The organism is Streptomyces sp. NPDC046759 (genome assembly GCF_040645475.1).
Classification (GTDB): domain Bacteria; phylum Actinomycetota; class Actinomycetes; order Streptomycetales; family Streptomycetaceae; genus Streptomyces.
Map to the genome: position 1 here is coordinate 92,844 of NZ_JBEYYJ010000021.1, position 17,506 is coordinate 110,349.

11 protein-coding genes and 4 pseudogenes are annotated in these 17,506 nt (G+C 70.4%); 4 read left to right on the forward strand and 11 right to left on the reverse strand.

Translation table 11 applies throughout. The annotated features are described in order from the left end of the window. Positions 1-250: 250 nt before the first annotated feature. Together ABZ919_RS26585 and ABZ919_RS26590 are read right to left on the reverse strand one after the other, a co-directional pair. Positions 251-537 (reverse strand): annotated as a pseudogene (locus ABZ919_RS26585) (transposase); the annotation flags it as partial. Between the two features lie 39 nt (positions 538-576). Continuing rightward, positions 577-1,173: pseudogene (locus ABZ919_RS26590) on the reverse strand (aldehyde dehydrogenase family protein); the annotation flags it as partial. Between the two features lie 963 nt (positions 1,174-2,136). Between ABZ919_RS26590 and ABZ919_RS26595 the strand changes: the two are divergent. Beyond that, positions 2,137-5,769, forward strand: coding sequence for a hydantoinase B/oxoprolinase family protein (locus ABZ919_RS26595; RefSeq protein WP_361252473.1), 3,633 nt, complete (start codon positions 2,137-2,139; stop codon positions 5,767-5,769). Positions 5,770-6,000: 231 nt separating this feature from the next. On the opposite strand, the gene ABZ919_RS26600 is transcribed toward ABZ919_RS26595, so the two are convergent. From ABZ919_RS26600 to ABZ919_RS26625, 6 genes are all read right to left on the reverse strand, one after another. Beyond that, on the reverse strand, positions 6,001-6,483 hold the full coding sequence (locus ABZ919_RS26600; RefSeq protein ID WP_361252476.1) for a MarR family winged helix-turn-helix transcriptional regulator: 483 nt from the start codon (positions 6,481-6,483) through the stop codon (positions 6,001-6,003). 384 nt (positions 6,484-6,867) lie between these two features. Next, positions 6,868-8,022: a cation:proton antiporter gene (locus tag ABZ919_RS26605; protein WP_361252479.1), complete on the reverse strand. Its 1,155-nt coding sequence runs from the start codon at positions 8,020-8,022 to the stop codon at positions 6,868-6,870. Beyond that, positions 8,019-8,705 (reverse strand): aminotransferase class I/II-fold pyridoxal phosphate-dependent enzyme, encoded by a 687-nt coding sequence (locus ABZ919_RS26610; RefSeq protein WP_361252482.1) that lies wholly within the window; start codon positions 8,703-8,705, stop codon positions 8,019-8,021. Before ABZ919_RS26610 ends, ABZ919_RS26605 begins: the two co-directional genes overlap by 4 nt. After that, positions 8,696-9,124: an aminotransferase class I/II-fold pyridoxal phosphate-dependent enzyme gene (locus ABZ919_RS26615; protein WP_361252485.1), complete on the reverse strand. Its 429-nt coding sequence runs from the start codon at positions 9,122-9,124 to the stop codon at positions 8,696-8,698. Before ABZ919_RS26615 ends, ABZ919_RS26610 begins: the two co-directional genes overlap by 10 nt. Beyond that, the gene (locus ABZ919_RS26620; protein ID WP_361252488.1) at positions 9,091-9,570 is read right to left on the reverse strand and encodes a flavin reductase family protein; all 480 of its coding nucleotides are present in this window, start codon (positions 9,568-9,570) and stop codon (positions 9,091-9,093) included. Before ABZ919_RS26620 ends, ABZ919_RS26615 begins: the two co-directional genes overlap by 34 nt. 65 nt (positions 9,571-9,635) lie before the next feature. Further along, the gene (locus tag ABZ919_RS26625) at positions 9,636-9,848 is read right to left on the reverse strand and encodes a hypothetical protein (RefSeq protein WP_361252491.1); all 213 of its coding nucleotides are present in this window, start codon (positions 9,846-9,848) and stop codon (positions 9,636-9,638) included. Positions 9,849-10,291: 443 nt separating this feature from the next. On the opposite strand from ABZ919_RS26625, the gene ABZ919_RS26630 reads away from it, so the two are divergent. Beyond that, positions 10,292-11,530, forward strand: coding sequence for an IS256 family transposase (locus ABZ919_RS26630; RefSeq protein ID WP_361252493.1), 1,239 nt, complete (start codon positions 10,292-10,294; stop codon positions 11,528-11,530). Between the two features lie 1,048 nt (positions 11,531-12,578). On the opposite strand, the gene ABZ919_RS26635 is transcribed toward ABZ919_RS26630, so the two are convergent. Further along, positions 12,579-12,995 carry a peptidase inhibitor family I36 protein gene (locus tag ABZ919_RS26635; protein ID WP_361252496.1) on the reverse strand — a complete coding sequence of 139 codons (417 nt, stop codon included), beginning with the start codon at positions 12,993-12,995 and terminating at the stop codon, positions 12,579-12,581. 542 nt (positions 12,996-13,537) lie between these two features. On the opposite strand from ABZ919_RS26635, the pseudogene ABZ919_RS26640 reads away from it, so the two are divergent. Together ABZ919_RS26640 and ABZ919_RS26645 are read left to right on the forward strand one after the other, a co-directional pair. Beyond that, positions 13,538-14,020, forward strand: a pseudogene (locus ABZ919_RS26640) (GNAT family N-acetyltransferase); the annotation flags it as partial. A gap of 105 nt (positions 14,021-14,125) precedes the next feature. Beyond that, positions 14,126-14,262: pseudogene (locus ABZ919_RS26645) on the forward strand (IS5/IS1182 family transposase); the annotation flags it as partial. A gap of 127 nt (positions 14,263-14,389) precedes the next feature. On the opposite strand, the gene ABZ919_RS26650 reads toward ABZ919_RS26645, so the two are convergent. Next, complete coding sequence (locus tag ABZ919_RS26650; protein ID WP_361252499.1) at positions 14,390-15,127, reverse strand: flavodoxin family protein; 738 nt, start codon at positions 15,125-15,127, stop codon at positions 14,390-14,392. Positions 15,128-15,738: 611 nt separating this feature from the next. Continuing rightward, positions 15,739-17,436: an aminotransferase class I/II-fold pyridoxal phosphate-dependent enzyme gene (locus ABZ919_RS26655; protein ID WP_361252502.1), complete on the reverse strand. Its 1,698-nt coding sequence runs from the start codon at positions 17,434-17,436 to the stop codon at positions 15,739-15,741. Between the last annotated feature and the right edge of the window lie 70 nt (positions 17,437-17,506).

Here is a 17,506-nt window from a genome sequence, read left to right on the forward strand (position 1 = left end):
CTGCGCCACTGGCACTCAGAGGGCGAGGTCCACCTGACACTCCCTCGCAGACCATCAGTTGCCCTGCACACGGAGCAGGGCCCAGATGACGCCAGCGAGCTCAGGCACTGGGCGACCGGCTCCACGCCGCCGTCGGCACCACCGATCGCATATGTCAGGCCACTGGCGTCGAAGACGGCCGGCCGGGCGGGAGCCACAAACCCGTCGCGGGCGTGCACCGGTGCGGCCGACAATCTTCACGATTACACACGATGTGGTCCGCGGCGGTGTGGGAGCCCGCGTTGCCGGGTCGCAGCATGCCCACGACTGGCTCGCCGGCCCCGCTGCGGCCGTGGTCGACGAACCCCATCAGCGGGTGGTGCCCGAACGTCTTCTTCCAGGTCGCGGCTACGTCCTGCTTCTCGGAGTGGGCCAGGACGAGGACGCCGTCGATGTCCACGATCACCTGCCCCCCGCGTCCGGCGCCGCATCCCCGGCCAACCGCCATACGTGTTCGCGTACTTCAGCACGGGTGGTGCGCAGCGCGGCCAGGACCTTGCGAATCTCGTCGAGCAGCCGCTCGGTGCCGGCCCAGGAGCGGGGCAGCACCAGCACCTGGCTGGCGATGCAGTTGTGGCCGCAGTTGTTCATCTTGCTGGTGACGATGTGCTCGGCCTGGAAACGGAAGTCCGCCGTGCTCCACTTTCCCGGCACCACAATGCACGGGCTGACCCCGCCCAGCTCGCTGGTGAACGGCTTGTCGACCAGCGGCTGGTCGTCGCGGCGGCGCTGTTCGGCCCGGTCGTCGGTGCCCCACGTGATGGCGTCGTGGGTGCGGTCGCTGCCGGTCACATGGATGGAGTCCACATCGTCGTGGGTGGTGAGGTACGCGCCCTCGGCCGGGCCGCCGTCGACGAACCGCAGCCAGCCGCGCTCGGTGAACTCGGCGAAGATCCGCTCGAAGTGGGGCCGCAGATAGGCGTTGACCGGGTTCATCTTGGCGACGACGACCTGACTCTCGGCGTACAGCTTGTGCAGAATGTCGACGGCGGTCAGGGCGGCGACGTTGCCCGCGCCGAGCACCAGTGCCACCCCGGCCGCGGCTCCGGACGGCCGCGGTACTGTCCGGCCGCCCGCTCGCGCACCTGCTCGGCGGTGGTGCCCGGCGCATCCGGACCTGGGCCGAGTAGCCACTGAGCAGCAGCCGGTCCCAGCCCGTGGCGGGGAAGACGTCCACCCGGGTACGGCCGCCGTGTTCGTGGATCGCCCGCGTGGGCAGCGGGTCCTGGCCGGCGGCGATCCGGCGCAGGACGTGCAGGCGGGCGCTGACGTTCTGGGCCAGCGCCCATGGGCCGCCCGCCCAGTCCTCCGTGGCCCAGGGGGAGTCGGGGCTGTACCCCTTTGTGTGGGCGCCGGCCGCGGCCAGCTCGGCGGCTCCGTCGCGGATGTCCGGCATCAGCCGCTCCAGCAGGCCGATCCGCTCGGCGAGCGGTGCCGCGGCCCAGGACGCGGCGTTCTCCCGCAGTTCGCGCAGGGCGCGGTCGAGGGCGGCGGTGTCGAGGGGGGCGTTGTTCACGTCACTCCTTGGCGGTGCGAACAAGTGGGGCAGGAACTGGGGCGGCTCGCTCGCCCGGAAGGCGCCCGTCACGGGCGGGGTCGATCGGGACGACAGTGGCGGTGCCGCCAGGCAGCAACAGAACTGCGGTGAGTCGCACGGCGTTCGGGTAGCCGGCGGTGCCGTGAGTGTCGGCCAGCGAGCCGGTCGGCGCCGGGGCGATCGCGCCACGCGGGCACCGGTCGCACCGGAGCGCGGTCACCATCATCGACTGATCCCCGCGTGACCGCCTGCCGGCGCGGCGCCGGGCGGACATCCCCGGCGGTGACCTTGGGGCAGGGGTAGGGGCGCGACGGGGCCGAGGCCGGCGTCGTGCTTCCGCCGTCCGTCCTCCTCCGGACGGGTCCACAGGTCCATCCGGGCCCGTCTCCGGGGCCGCCGGTCGTGGCGGGCCGGTGGGTGCCGGGCGGTGGGCACCGGGCGGTCCGCAGGCTGCTGCCGGAGACCGTGGCCAGCCGCACCGCCACGGACCCGGATGGGGAGGCGCCCGACCGGCGCGTGGGAGACATCGCACGTCGCGGCGGGGAGCGCACAATGGGTCCATGTCTGGTCGCTGGCAGTTCTGGATCGACCGCGGTGGCACTTTCACCGATGTCGTGGCGGTGACGCCGGATTCCGAGGTGGTCAGCCGCAAGCTGCTGTCGGATCGGCCGGAGGCCTACCGGGATGCGGCGGTCGCCGGGATCCGCCTGGTGCTGGGCCTGGACGCGGACGAGCCGATTCCGGCCGGCCGGATCGAGGTGGTGAAGATGGGCACCACCGTCGCCACCAACGCGCTGCTGACACACACCGGCGAGCCCACCGTTCTCGTGATCACTCGGGGATTCCGGGACGCCCTGCGGATCGCCTACCAGAACCGCCCGCACATCTTCGACCGCCGCATCCTGCTTCCTCAGGCCCTGTACGACCGGGTGATCGAGGTGGAGGAGCGGGTGGGCGCACGCGGCGAACCCGTCCGCTCCCTCGACCTGGGCGCCGTGCGCGAGGCGCTTGCGTCGGCGTACGCGGACGGGTTCCGCAGTGCTGCGGTCGTCTTCCTGCACGGATACCGCCACCCGGACCACGAGGAGGCCGTGGCCGAGGCGGCCCTTTCGGTCGGCTATCGGCAGGTGAGCTGTTCGCACGAGGTGAGCCCGCTGATCAAGCTGGTACCGCGGGGCGACACGACGGTGGTCGACGCCTACCTTTCGCCCATCCTGCGGCGCTACGTGGACCGGGTGGCCTCAGAACTGCACGGTGTGCGGCTGCTGTTCATGCAGTCCGGCGGAGGTCTGCGGGAGGCGGGCCGCTTCCGGGGCAAGGACGCCGTGCTCTCCGGCCCGGCGGGCGGCGTCGTGGGCATGGCCCGCGCCGCGAGGCGCGCCGGCCGCACTAGGGCGATCGGCTTCGACATGGGCGGCACCTCGACCGACGTGTCCCACTACGCGGGCGAGATCGAACGGGTACTGGGCACCCAGGTGGCCGGGGTGCGGATGCGGGCGCCGATGACGGACATCCACACCGTCGCCGCGGGCGGTGGCTCGGTCCTGCACTTCGACGGGATGCGCTACCGCGTCGGGCCGGACTCGGCCGGTGCCGACCCCGGCCCGGTCTGCTACCGACGCGGCGGGCCGCTGACCGTCACCGACGCCAATGTCATGCTCGGCCGTGTCCAACCCGCCTATTTCCCAAGGGCCTTCGGCAAGGACGGCGACCAGCCGCTGGACGAGGTCGCGGTCCGTGACCGCTTCACGGAGCTCGCCGAGCAGACCGCGACCGCGACGGGAAGACGCCGCAGCCCCGAGGAGGTCGCGGCGGGCTTCCTCGACATCGCCGTGCTCAACATCGCGAACGCGGTGAAGAAGATCTCCGTCCAGCGCGGCCGCGACATCACCCGCTACGCGCTGGTCGGGTTCGGTGGCGCGGGCGGCCAGCACGCCTGCGCGGTCGCCGACCGGCTCGGCATCGACACCGTACTGATCCCGCCGCTCGCCGGGGTGCTGTCCGCCTACGGTATCGGGATGGCGGACGCGCTCGCGCTGCGCGAACGCTCCATCGAGGCCCCCCTCCACCGGCCGGAGACGGCGGCCCGTGTCGAAGCCGTCCGCACGGAGCTGGAGGAACGGGCACGCCGCCAGCTGCGCGAGGACGGCGTACCGGACCCCACCGTCCGTACGTCCGCCCGCGCGCTGCTGCGCTACGAGGGCACGGACTTCTCGCTGCCCGTGCCGTTGGGCCCGGCCGAGGACATGCGGGCCGCCTTCGAACGCGATCACCGGGACCGCTACGGCTTCACCATGAGCAAGCCGCTGGTCGTCGAGGCCATCGCGGTCGAGGCCACCGGTTCCTCCGGCCCGCGGACCGCCTCCACCCCCGCGCTGCCGCCGCGGACCGGCGCACTCCAACCCGCCGCTGTCGTCAGGATGTTCACCGAGGGCCTCTGGCAGCCCACGCCGCTGTACCGGCGCGAGGACATCCGCCCGCAGGACGCGGTCGAGGGCCCGGCGATCATCGCCGAGGCGGACGGAACCACGGTCGTCGACCCCGGGTGGCGCGCCGCGGCCGACGAGCACGGCGACCTCGTCCTCACCCGCTCCCGGCCCCGCCCGTCCCGTAGGGCGGTCGGCACCACCGTCGACCCGGTGATGCTCGAAGTCTTCAACAACCTGTTCATGTCCGTCGCCGAGCAGATGGGTGTACGGCTCGGGAGCACGGCCCACTCGGTCAACATCAAGGAGCGCCTCGACTTCTCCTGCGCCCTGTTCGACCCGGACGGCAATCTCATCGCCAACGCGCCCCACATCCCCGTCCACCTGGGGTCGATGGGCGAGTCCATCAAGGAGGTGCTGCGCCGCAACTCCGGTTCGCTGAGGCCCGGCGACGTCTACGCCATCAACGACCCCTACCACGGCGGCACTCATCTGCCCGACATCACCGTCGTCACCCCGGTCTTCGACGAGACGGGCAGGCGGCTGCTCTTCCTCGTCGCCTCGCGCGGCCACCACGCCGAGATCGGCGGCATCAGCCCCGGATCGATGCCCGCCTTCAGCACCACGATCGACGAGGAGGGCGTCCTGTTCGACAACTGGCTGCTCGTGCGGGACGGACACTTCCGCGAGGCCGAGACCCGCGAGCTGCTGCTGACCGCCCGCCACCCGTCGCGCGACCCGGAGACCAACCTCGCCGACCTGCGTGCCCAGATCGCCGCCAACAACAAGGGCATCCGCGAACTGCGCGTGATGGCGGACCAGTTCGGGCTCGACGTCGTCCACGCCTACATGCGGCACGTCCAGGACAACGCCGAGGAGTCCGTGCGCCGCATCATCGCCACCCTCCGCGACGGCGAACACCGCTATGAGACGGACAACGGCGCCGTCATCCAGGTCGCCCTGCGCGTCGACCACGAAACCCGCAGCGCCGTACTGGACTTCACCGGAACCTCGCCCCAGCAGCCCGGCAACACCAACGCCCCGACGTCCGTCGTGATGGCGGCCGTGCTGTACGTCTTCCGCACCCTGGTCGCCGACGACATCCCCCTCAACAGCGGCTGCCTGAAGCCACTCGACGTCCGCGTCCCCGCCGGCTGCATGCTCGCCCCGGTCCACCCGGCCGCCACCGTCGCAGGCAACGTCGAGACGTCCCAGGCCGTCACCGGTGCCCTGTACGCCGTGCTGGGCGCGCAGGCCGAGGGCTCCGGGACCATGAACAACGTGTCCTTCGGCAACGAGCACGTGCAGTACTACGAGACCGTCGCCTCCGGCTCCGCCGCGGGCGACGGCTTCGACGGCGCGGACGCCGTACAGACGCACATGACCAACTCCCGCCTCACCGACCCCGAGATCCTGGAATGGCGCTACCCGGTACGGGTGGAGGACTTCCGCGTCCGCGAGGGCAGCGGGGGCGCGGGCCGCTGGCACGGCGGGTGCGGCGTGGAACGCCGGATCCGCTTCCTGGAACCGATGACCGTCGCAGTCGTCTCCGGCCACCGCCGCATCCCGCCCTACGGCATGGCCGGCGGCCGCCCCGGCGCCCTCGGCGAGAACCTCATCGCACGCGCGGACGGCACGACCACGCCCCTGCGCGGCTGCGACACGGCAGACGTCGCCCCCGGGGACACGCTCGTCGTCCGCACCCCCGGCGGAGGCGGGTACGGCCCGGTCGACGGGACAGCGCCGCAGCACACGAATGCCGACTGATCCACAGCCCGCGCCACGTCGGCCGCCCGGCTGGGACCGTGCGAGGGACTCACGGCCGGCAGCCCTCGCCGGCGAGTCAGGTACGGGTCCTCACCCCGTCGCGCCTGTGGGGAGCGCGGCAGCAGGCGCATCCGTCACCTGGGCATCCTGTACGCACGGCGGGCGCCATGGCACCACCGCACATGCGGCTGCGGGGCGCAAGCCCGCCGCGCCGTGCTCGGAGCACGGCCTTCAGCCCAGGTCAGTGCCGTACGCTTCCTCGTCGAGGTGCTCGGCGAGCCGGAAGAGCACGGGCAGCGCCTCCGCGATCACCGCGCGCTCGCTGTCGTCGAGGGCGGCGTAGGCGGTGTCCATGGGATCCTTGTGGGTCCTGGTCCAGGCGGCGAGCTTCTCGCGGCCGGCCGCGGTGAGGGTGACGACGGAGGACCGGCGGTTGACCGGGTCGACGTCGCGCTCGACCAGCCCGGCGCCGACTATCCGGCTGATCAGTCCGCTGACCGTGCTGGGCGCCAGGTGCCGGCGGGCGGTCAGGTCACCGATGTGCGCGGGAGAGTGCTCCTCCAGTACCTGGAGCAGCTCGGCCTGGGCCATGGGGAGGGTCTCCCGCGGGTAGTCGGTGCGGATCGCCGAGGAGCGCAGCGCGCGATGCAGCCGGATGACGGCCTCGGTGAGCATCCGGGCGTCCGGCTCCTGCCCGGCGGGTCGCACAGACATGGAGCAAGGGTATCCGGGCCGCGCTCAGGCGCAGCTCCGCCGCACCTGGACCGGACGCCGTGTCGGGCCGGCTCGCACGGATTCCCTTCCAGCTCCGTCCCCGACCGGTGACGTGATCGTGCGGCACCGCGGACGGGGCTCCCGGCCCGGCGGGACCACGGTCGGGTGGAGGCGGTGGACCAGCCGGAGCCGGTGGCCGTATGCGGTGCAGATCAGCGCCGCCGCCGAGACGCGTCCCGATCACAGCCCGCTACGCGCGCAGCGTACCCCGCGATGGCGAGCGCTGTTCCGGACGCGGCCCTCTCTCCGGCGGTTGGGCCGCCGGCGCCAGTATTTTCAGGGCCGGGACCATCATCACCGTGGTGACCAGGGTCATCAGCACCATCAGGAATAGAGGGTCTGGTCGATGAGGTGGAGTTCCAGACCGGTCGAGAGGATGACGATCTCCGTGAGGCCGCGGGTGTTCATGAGGACCGCGGCGATCAGGGATTGACGGGGTTCGGCGCCGGACAGCTGCGCGCCCGCGTAGGCGCCCAGCGTCTTGGTGGCGGTGGCCACGGTGATGAGGAGACCGAACGTGAGGACGGTCCGGCCGCTGAACCCGGCGATGTCGACCTTGCCGCCCGCCATGAAGAAGTACACCTTGCCGCCCGCCATGAAGAAGTACAGCGGGAACAGCAGCCCGCCGGTCTGCCGCATCCGGGTGGCGATGCCCGCGCGGACCAGTGACGGCACGGAGCGCGGCACCGTCGCCCCGAACGCGAACGCCCCGAAGATGAAGTGGATGCCGAGCCATTCGGTTGCGGCGGCCGACCCTAGGAGGCCGACGGCAAGGACCAGGAACGCCGTGTCCGCGCCGCCCGCCCCGCGACGGGCGGCGCGGCGCATGAGCGCGGCGAGGAGGGGGCGGACCGCGCCGGCCATGACCAGTGCGTACAGCGGAAGCAGGGCGAGCCGCACCGGCACGGTGGCGTGGGCGTACGCGATGACGGCGGCCAGGCACACCCACGCCGCCACGTCCGTGACGGCGGCCGCGACGAGGACGACGGTTCCCGTGGGCTCGCGGCCCAGGTGGTGGTCGGCCAGGATGCGGGCCAGCACGGGCACCGCCGTCACGCACATGGCCACCCCGACGAAGAGGACGAAGGCCGGACGGCTGCCCGGAGCGTGGGCGGATGCCAGCGGCAGGGCGAGCGCCATCCGACCGACGAGCGGCAGCAGGAGCCCGCCTGCCGCGATGCCGCACGAAAGGCCTCTGCCGCCGTGCGGGAGGGCGTCTTTGGTCTCGAGGCCCACCAGGAACATGAACGTGGCCAGGCCCACGTCAGCCAGCCCGGTGAGGGCCGGGCGCGCGTCGGCCGGCAGCACCCGGCCGCTCACCGCGGGGGACAGGACCATGGGGCTGGCCAGGATCCCGGCGACGATCTCACCCACCACCGGCGGTTGCCCCAGGCGGCTCAGCACGCCGCCGAGGAGCTTGGCGACGGCGATGACGAGCGCGAGGACAAGGAAGAGGTCCGCCTGGGCGTTCCCGGTCACGTGCCCGCCGTACGGAAGAGCCGGGCCGCGCCGAGCACGCGCCGGTGCGCTTCGTCGCCACCCACCGTGATGCGCACACCCGCTCCCGGATAGGCCCGGACCCGCACCCCGGCCGCGAGTGCGACCTGGGCGAAGCGTTCCGTCGCGGCTCCGAGCGCGAGCCACAGGAAGTTCCCGTACGACGGCAGCGGATCGAGTCCCTCGGCGCGCAGGCCGGCCGACAGCAGGGAGCGCCCACGCCGTACGGTGTCGAGCCGGGCCGCGAGCTGTCCGTGCTCCTCCAGGGAGACCTCTGCGGCGTGCTCGGCGGTGCGGGTGACCGAGAACGGGAGCAGTGTCTTGCGGGCCAGGCCGGCCAGGTCGGGAGCGGCCAGGGCGTATCCGGCACGCAGCCCTGCGAGACCGTACGCCTTGGAGAACCTGCGCAGGAGTACGAGCCGGGGAGCTGCGCGCAGCAGGTCCAGGTCGTGCGTCTCCTCGTGCTCGTCGAACTCCACGTACGCCTGGTCGAGGACGGTGACGACGTGGGGCGGCAGCGATCCGAGGAAGGCGGCCAGGGCGGTGCGCGGGATGCGGCGGCCGGTGGGGTTGTGCAGGGAGCACAGGATGACGATGCGGGTGCGGGTGCCGGCCTTCGCCGCGAAGGAGGACAGGTCGTGCTCGCCCGAGGGCGTCAGCGGCACCGGTGTGCCCTGGGCGCCGGCCGTCGTGGATAGAGGACTTCGTCGCCGGGGCCGCACAGCGCGAGCAGCAGTTGGTGCAGGACGGCGCCGCTGCCGGGGCCGACCACGATCTCTTCGGGGTCGGTAGCGAAGTGCCGGGCGACGGCGTGCCGCAGCGTGCGCGCCGTGGGGTCGGGGTACAGGTGGACGCTGCGCGCGCTGAGCCGCAGCGAGTCGACGACCGCCGGGAGCGGAGACAGAGTCAGCTCGTTGTTGGCCAGGTCGAGCAGGCCGTCGGCGTCCTTCGTCGGCGGATCGGCCGCGCGGTAGGCGGGAAGCTGAGATCTCCGTGGTACGGAGCGGGGCAGGGGGTACCTGGTTCGTGGGCATGGACGTCCTCGGCGGCTCAGTGGGACGGGGCGTTGTCGGACGGGGGGCACGGGTGCGGCCATGTCGAGAAGCGCCCCAGCCCGTACAGGAGCGGGGTGCCGGCGTTGCGGACGATGGTGCGGACTTCGCCGAGCACCAGGGTGTGGTCGTGGACGTCGAGCAGTCCGGTCACGCGGCAGTCGGCGACGGCGAACGCGTCGTCCGCGAGGTGCGGCAGACCGGAGGGTGCGCGGCGCCAGCACACCCGCGCGAACCGGTCGGGCTCGGGCCCCGCGAACAGTTCGGCGGTGCGCTGCCCGTCTCCGTGCAGGAGGTTGACGGCGAACCCGCCGTGCGCGGTCACCGCCTCCAGCTTGGCGCTGCCTCTGCGCAGGCTCACCAGCAGCGTGGGCGGGGCCACGGTGACGCTGGTGACCGAGGAGCAGGTCATGCCCCGCGGCGTGCCCTCGGCGTCCAGGCTGGTCACCACCGCGACCCCGGTGGGAAAGGAGCTCATCAGATCGCGATAGCGCCGCTGGTGCGCAGCGGTGGCGACCTTCCGGTGCGGTGCGGTCGCGCCGCTCATGAGGCGCCGTGCAGCTGGCGCAGCAGCTGGTGGGTGGAGGGCGGGGAGCGTCCCCACTCGTGCTGTTTCCGTTTGATGTCCGCGAACAGCTGCTCGGCTCGGGCGACGGATTCCGGTTTGTGGGCGAGCGAGGGCAGCGGACGGCGGGGGAGCATGCCGAGGCCGGCGAAGACGCAGAGCGCCTGGCGCCCGTCGCCGCTCCCGGCCACTGCCCAGTGTGCACCCAGCCCCTCGCATCCGGGCGCCGGCCCCGGGCGTTCTGCTCAGCCTGGTGCCGCGGCCGCGCCCAGGCCCTGCAGCACCGCGGGCTGCTGCCCGGCGGCCCGGGACTCCTGCTTCCCCAGCAGCGCAAGCAGTGCCGTACGAGCAGGGCCTGGACGCAAGCCTTATCTGCGCCACAAGTTCAACCAGCAACCGCGCACAGAACCGCGCAGCGCCGACGAGGTACTTGGCCCGACCCGCCACCGCAGCGACGCGTCATCTGCCACCCGGAGCGAGGACTCCGGCTTTTTGACGCGGTTGCGTCCTGAGAAGTGGTGTACGGGCTCCCACCTGATCCGGGCGTTTGCCCCGGCGTCGGAGTGAGTGCCCGGATACAAGAACGGCCACCGGCTGATCTTCGAGATGTCGAGTCACGAAGGAGATCAGCACGATGACCGCACCCGACAGTGTGCCCCTGCACGTCCTCGCGGAAGACAACCTCGCCGCGGCGAGTCCCGATCTGCTGCGCGCGATGGTCAAGACGTTCGCCGACGCGCTCATGTCCGCAGAGGCCGATGCCCTCTGCAATGCCGAATACGGGCAGGTCAGTGACGAGCGAGTCAACCATCGCAACGGCTATCGCCCGCGCGAGTGGGACACGAGGGCCGGCACCGTCGAACTGGCCATCCCCAAGCTCAGGTCCGGCAGTTACTTCCCGCACTGGCTGCTGGAGCGCCGTCGGCGGGCCGAGCAGGCCCTGATCTCGGTTGTCGCCACCGCCTACCTGCTGGGCGTCAGCACGCGCAGGGTCGAGAAGCTCGCCGAGTCGCTCGGGGTGACCCAGCTGTCGAAGTCCCAGGTCAGCGCGATGGCCAAGCACCTGGACGAACAGGTCGCCGCGTTCCGCAACCGGCCTCTGCACGCCGGCCCCTACGCCTTCGTCTGGGTGGATGCGCTCACGCAGAAGGTCCGCGAGAGCGGCCGCATCATCAACGTGCATGCGCTGATCGCGGTCGGCGTCAACACCGACGGGCACCGCGAGGTCCTCGGCCTGGACGTGGCCACCGCCGAGGACGGCGCCGGCTGGCTGGCCTTCCTGCGCTCACTGATCGTCCGCGGCCTGTCAGGCGTCCAACTGGTTATCTCCGACGCACACATGGGCCTGGCCAACGCGATCGGCGCCACCCTGCCCGGCGCGAGCTGGCAGCGCTGCCGTACTCACTACGCCCGGGCGCTGCTGAGTCAGGTGCCCAAGTCGGCCCAGCCGTGGGTGGCCACGCTGCTGCGGACCGTCTTCGAACAGCCCGACACCGACGCGGTCCAGACCCAGACGCGGCACGTGCTGGACGCCCTGGAGGCCAAGTTCCCCAAGGCCGCGGCCCACTTGGACGCCGCTCAGGGCGACGTGCTGGCCTTCACCGCGTTCCCGCGCGAGATCTGGCGGCAGATCTGGTCGAACAACCCGCAGGAACGGCTCAACAAGGAGATCCGCCGCCGCACCGACGTGGTCGGCATCTTCCGCGACCGCACCGCCCTGATCCGCCTGGTCGGCGCGGTCCTGGCCGAGCAGAACGACGAGTGGACCGAAGCCCGCCGCTACATGGGCCGCGAGCTCCTCGCCAAGACCCGCCTCCACCCGATCGAGTCACAAACCGACGACACCGCCCTGCCCACCGAACTCACCGCATAGCCTCAAAACAAGATCACCGAGTGGCCGTCGATACACCACTCCGGCGGACGTGACCCCCCGCGGCTGCGACCCGCCGGATCCCGCAGCCGGTGGCCGTCCGCTGATGCCCAACGACTGCCTCCCCTATACCCAGACCGTCTCTCAACGTGGGCATCGAACCCCACCGCTCCGTCAGTGCCTGTCAAATCGTCAGCCACAAACTGGCGCAGATCGGGTCGACTCTCCGTGCCTGTCGTGCATGCGGGTGTCTGCCGTCAGCCGAACGGTTGAACCGGCTCTGCGCACGGCTCGAAGGGTCGCACGGGGGCCTCATGATGGTGGGGTGCGACGCCTCAGCGCACGGCGCAGCGCCGCCACATGGCTCGGCCGCACCGCGCTGACCAGGGAAGTGTTCTGGTTCGTCGTGATCGGCGTCGCCTCCACTGTGGCCCAGGCCATGCTGTACTGGGTTCTGCGCCAGTGGTCGCCGCCCATCCTGGCCAATTTCGTTTCCCTACCTGTCGTCACCGTCCTCAACACGGAGGCTAACCGCCGGCTGACCTTTCACGGGGCCCCCGGTCCGGGCCCTCCAGGCGCATCTGGCCGCGGGTGGCCTGTTCGTCCTGGCGTACCTGGTCACCTCAGGCGCTGTCCTGCTCTTCCGCCACTACCGGCCTACCGCCTCACCAGCAGCGGAGACCCTGGTACTTGCGCCGAGCTTCGCCCTGGTGACCGTGGTGCGCTTCACGGTCCTGCGGATGGTCGTCTTCAGACGCCGCCACCAATGACCCCCTCGCGCCCGATGCGACCGACACGCCTGCTGTTTTCGACAGGGTGAAGCGGAGCCACTCGGGCAACGGGAATGCGAGCCACTTTGGTCCGTTCGTGAAGGTGGTGGAGCCCGCTACTCGCCGGCCTCGAACTTCGCGCCTCGATGATCTGGCTCGAAGACCTCTTACGAGCAGCCGATTGATCACGACATCACACAGACCCTAGCGGGGTCGGCGAAGGGACGGGCCCCCTCCACAATGGCGGTGCGGAGGAGGCACTCGCGATGCTTCGCTGGGCGTCAGCAGTACAGGAGAGCGTCGTGGTTGTAGGTGAAGGAGTACAGGGATCCGGCGTAGCCCGCGCCGTAGTAGTCGTCGTGGCCAAGGTCCGACTCAACGACCACCGTGTGACCGGTGTTGTTGACGATCGAGGCAGCCTTGTCGTACACCGTCTGCCCGTAACCAGAACCGTTCCCCCAGTGAGCGAACTTGAAGTCCGACAGACTGAGGCTCTGGCCAGGCGACCAGTCTTCCCACGCGCCCCAGCCGTACTGCGGCGAGTTGAAGTACAAGCACACGTTCCCGCTCGGGCAGGCCTCGGCCCCCGTCGGCGGCGTGGCGGCGAAAGCGCCTCCCGTGGCCAAGCTCAACGCGGCGACCGTGAGCGTCCCCACGATCGCAAGCTTGCCGGTGCGCCACCCGAACCTGATACGCATTGCGTCCCCTCCCATGACAGCAGTGCCATGACGAAGCCCAGTCAGGCTGCCCACATAGCGAGCCCGTGCTGACTGGACTCCGACAAGGATCACATCGCCTCCGCGCCAGCGATATGTGTCCGCCTTCTTCCGGTTGTGGAGATCACCGCCCATTAATGAGCGGTGTGCATCGTGAAGCCGCAAGCCAAGGGCCTGGCGTGCGCGGGGTTCGGGGTGCTGGGGCTGGTGCACGGCTTCGCCCACCTCAAGTACTGGCGTGCTCGGCAAGGTCCGCACCGACCCGAAATGGGCGACCGCCCTGGTCAGGGGTGGCGTGATGCGACGGAGGATGTGGAGGAAGCCTCGCCCTGGGCCGCAGGGCCCTTGGTCTGCGGGGCCGGCGGTCCACTCATCTACTTGCCATTGCGCTGGGACAGGGCTGAGGAAGCTTCCGCCTACGCGGTTGCCCTGGCGAATTCGATGGGCCTGGTCTGCTTCGACGTACAGGAAACGGGCTCAGGCCCTGATCGGTTTTGTCAGCCGGCGGTAACCGATGAGGGCCGTTCTGGCGCACGCACCTCTATCGTCTCGGCACGCTGACACCACCGCAGCCGCTGGCTGAGGGCCGGGCTCGCGTGACGGGCGCACAGGACTACGAGCAAGTCGTGCGCTGGTGGCGTGAGTTCTGCGTCGTCGTCGGGGAACAGGCCTCTATCGACTTGATCGACGTCGGCTCCTGGGCTGACTCGCGCTTCGGCGACAGACACTTCACGTTCTGGGAGACCCCGGACGGCACTCCCGTCTCCATGGCGGCCGCGACATCGATCGTCGGCGGGATGGTCCAGGCGGACCCCGTCTACACCCCGGCCCACCTCCGGGGCCGTGGCTACGCGGGCGCCGTGACGGTCGAGGTGAGCAAGGCCGCGTTGGCTGCAGGCGCGACGGACGTCGTTCTGTTCACGGACCCGGCCAACCCCACGAGCAACGCCCTCTACCAGCGCATCGGCTACGTCCACCTCGCAGACTTCACCGGATACAAGTTCTCTGCTCGCCCTGGCGGCGCAGGTCGTCGCAGGTGCCGAGCGAAGCATGCTGAGCACCGAGAACGTGAGGAACGACGCGAGCGTGACCGCCGCTTCGTAGGTCTACACCGGACCAGCCACACGGTACGGGCCTGGGCATCTTCCGATGGGTCGTCGAGCGGACCATCTCCTGGCCGCATGGCTTCCGCCGCCTGCGCATCCGCTGGGAGCGACGCGTCGACATCCACGAGGCGTTCCTCGGCCTCGCCACCTGCCTCATCACCCACCGGCATGTCCAACGCCTTTGTCAGGACCTCTTACTGCAGGATGAACACTGCGCAGTCGGTGCGCTTCAGACGTCCGATGAGGCGGGCCAGCACCTCCACGGTGTACCTACCGGTGTTCGGGGTTTTCGTAGTCGCGGCGGCAGCCGGCATCCCAGGCCGTGCGCTGGTTGCCGTAGGCGGGGATGCCGCCCAGGTCCTTCAGCGCCCGGGCCAGGTGCAGCAGGTTCCAGGTCATGAAGGTGGTGTTGCGGTTGGTGAAGTCGTTCTCCGGGCCGCCCGAGCCGGGGTCGAGGTACGAGGGGCCGGGTCCCGCCTCACCGATCCAGCCTGCGTCGGCTTGGGGAGGAATGGTGTACCCCAGGTGCTGCAGGCTGTAGAGGACGTTCATGGCGCAGTGCTTGACGCCGTCCTCGTTGCCGGTGATCAGGCAGCCGCCGACACTGCCGTAATACGCGTACTGACCGGCCTCATTGAGCAGGCTGGAACAGGCGTAGAGGCGCTCGATCACCTGCTTCATCACGGAACTGTTGTCTCCCAGCCAGATGGGTCCAGCCAGCACAAGGATGTCTGCGGCCATGACCTTCTGGTACAGCTCCGGCCAGGCGTCCGTCTCCCAGCCGTGCTCCCGCATGTCGGGCCACACACCGGTGGCGATCTCGTGGTCGATCGCACGTACGACGTCCACATGCACCCCTTGTGCGTCCATGATGGCGGTACTGCGGTCGATCAGCCCCTGGGTGTTGCTCGTCTCCGGCGAGCGCTTGAGGGTGCAGTTGATCACGAGAGCACGCAGGTCGTCGTACCGGGCCGGCGGTGCGTCGGCGGCGGGCAACGAATCGGTCACATGGCCCTCCCGGAGCCCTTCCGCCGCCCTGTTGCGGCGATTCCTCCACGTGGTCCAGCGTGCGGGCCGACGGCGCCAGGCGCCACCACAGCGGCGCCGAATGGCCCCGGCGGTGCTTACGACGGGCGTGCTTGACGCGGGTTGACCTCTGCCATCCGTCGCACCGATCGACGGCTGATGTGATCGGGGCAGACGGACGTGCGCACGTGCATCTCATGGGCGCCTGAGGCGCGACCGAGCCACAGAACAGGGCTGCGGCGGTGGACATCGCGCACGTGGGTGGCCTTGTCTGTGGGACGAAAGCATGGAACGGATCTTCGGCATATCCGGTGAGGAAGCCTGATTAGTCGCGCTCACGCCCGCAACGCAATCACTGTGCGCCCTCGGGTCCGTCGCCCTTCCCGAACTCGTTGTGCCAGTGCAGGGCATCCAGGTCCTGCCACAACATCCCAAGCTCGATCTGGGCCTGGGTGAGCCCCGTGGCCTCGGCCAGCTCCTCCGGGCTGATCCTTCCATGATGAGCCTCGTTCGCACGGCCGATCTTCCCAGGGCGTGAGGTGACGCCGTAACCACAAAGAGATCAGTTCGGGGCCCCGCTACTTGGGGGCGCGTCAGGAAAGGATCCGCACGAGTGCGGAGAGCGCCTGAGGCCACGCAGCGTCGGAGGGCACCCCGTATCCGACGACGAGGGCATCGGCCATGGCGTTCGGGGACCGTTCATGGCGGTATCGAGACAGGCCGGCCACTTTGAGGCCCTGCCGGGTTGCCGACTGAAGGACCCGCTGCTCGGTCCCGGGCGGCAAACCGAGCACGGTGTGCAGGCCAGCCGCCGTCCCGATGACCCGCACTTTTGGGGCGTGCTGGGCCAGGGCTGCGACGAGAGCGTCTCGTCGATCGCGGTAGCGCCGACGGGCAGCACGTACGTGACGGTCGTAGGCGCCGGAGGTGATGAATTCCGCCATCGTCAGCTGGCTGAATACCTCGCACGAGTCGATCTGCCCCTTGGCCGCCACGGCTTCCTCAGCGAGCGTGGAAGGCAGCGCCATCCAGGCCAGCCGCAGGCCAGGAGCAAGGGTATGGCTGGCGGTACCCAGGTAGACCACGCAGTCCGGGTCGAGTCCTTGGAGCGCCCCTACAGATGGGCGGTCGAACCGGAACTCACCGTCGTAGTCATCCTCCAAGACCACCCCGCCGGTCCGTCTGGCCCAGTCCACGACGGCCGTCCGGCGATCGCGCTGCAGCGTCGTGCCCACAGGGAACTGGTGAGCCGGTGTGAGTAGGACCGCATCGGTGTCGACAGGCGGCACCGGGTCGGTGCCGTGGGTATCGAAGGGAAGCGGGACGGTCTTCAGCCCAGCAGCCGCCAGCAGGCCGAAGTACCCGTCCTGGCCGTAGGACTCGACGGCGACGTTCCTCGCTCCCCGCCCGGCCAGGACTGCGCTCAGGATCTGCAGGCCGTGGGAGACGCCGGCGCAGATCAGTATGTGTTCCGGACCGGCGTGCACGCCCCGGGCTCGAGTGAGATGGTCTGCGAGTGCGGCCCGTAGCTCCGGCCGACCGCGGGGGTCGCCGTAGCCGAGCGCGTCGTCGGGGGCCGCGGCCAGGGCGCGGCGTGTCGCCTTCAGCCAAGCTGCACGAGGAAAAGCGGTGAGGTCAGAGTTGCCTGGGATCAGGTCGTGGCAAGGGTCACCGGACGGCTCGGCGGCCGAGCGCGCCAAGATCGGCCGAGTGATCATCCTGGCTGCCACGAGTGTGCCCGAGCCTCTGCGGGCGGTGAGCCATCCCTCGGCGACGAGGTCGGCATAGGCGTCAGCCACGGTGTTGCGGGCAAGACCGAGGTCGGCGGCGAGCTGGCGGGAGGAGGGCAGCCGTGTTCCCGGGGCCAGACGGCCGGTGCGGACAGCTTCGCGCACGGCTTCGGCCACCGCACGGCGCACACCTCGTCCAGCTCGTATCAAATCATTCTCAAAGGCCTGCCGTAGCTGCGCTGGACTGATCGCGGTGCGGGCGCCGGGAGGCTCGACAGTGGCCGCGTTTTTGATCGGACCATCGACCGGGCCGCCGGACAGAAGGTCGTCGATGGCCGTGGTGCGCTGGTTGTCGTTGGTCAGATCGGTAGTCACGATGCGAACCTCAACAATCGACGCTCTTGCTTTGATGGCGTTGACGGTTTCGCCGAGGTGGTCGGCGGTGCGGGCGAGAAGGATGACTTCGAGTCCGGCCTGGGCAAGTCCGGTCGCGATCGCTGCGCCAATGCCGTGGCCAGAGCCGCTGATCAGTGCGTTCTTGCCAACAAGCCCGCCTGTCATGCATGAGGGTTCCTTTCAACGCGGTGTGTGGGACGGCCTCTCCCACGCCCTCTGGGACACCACGCGACTC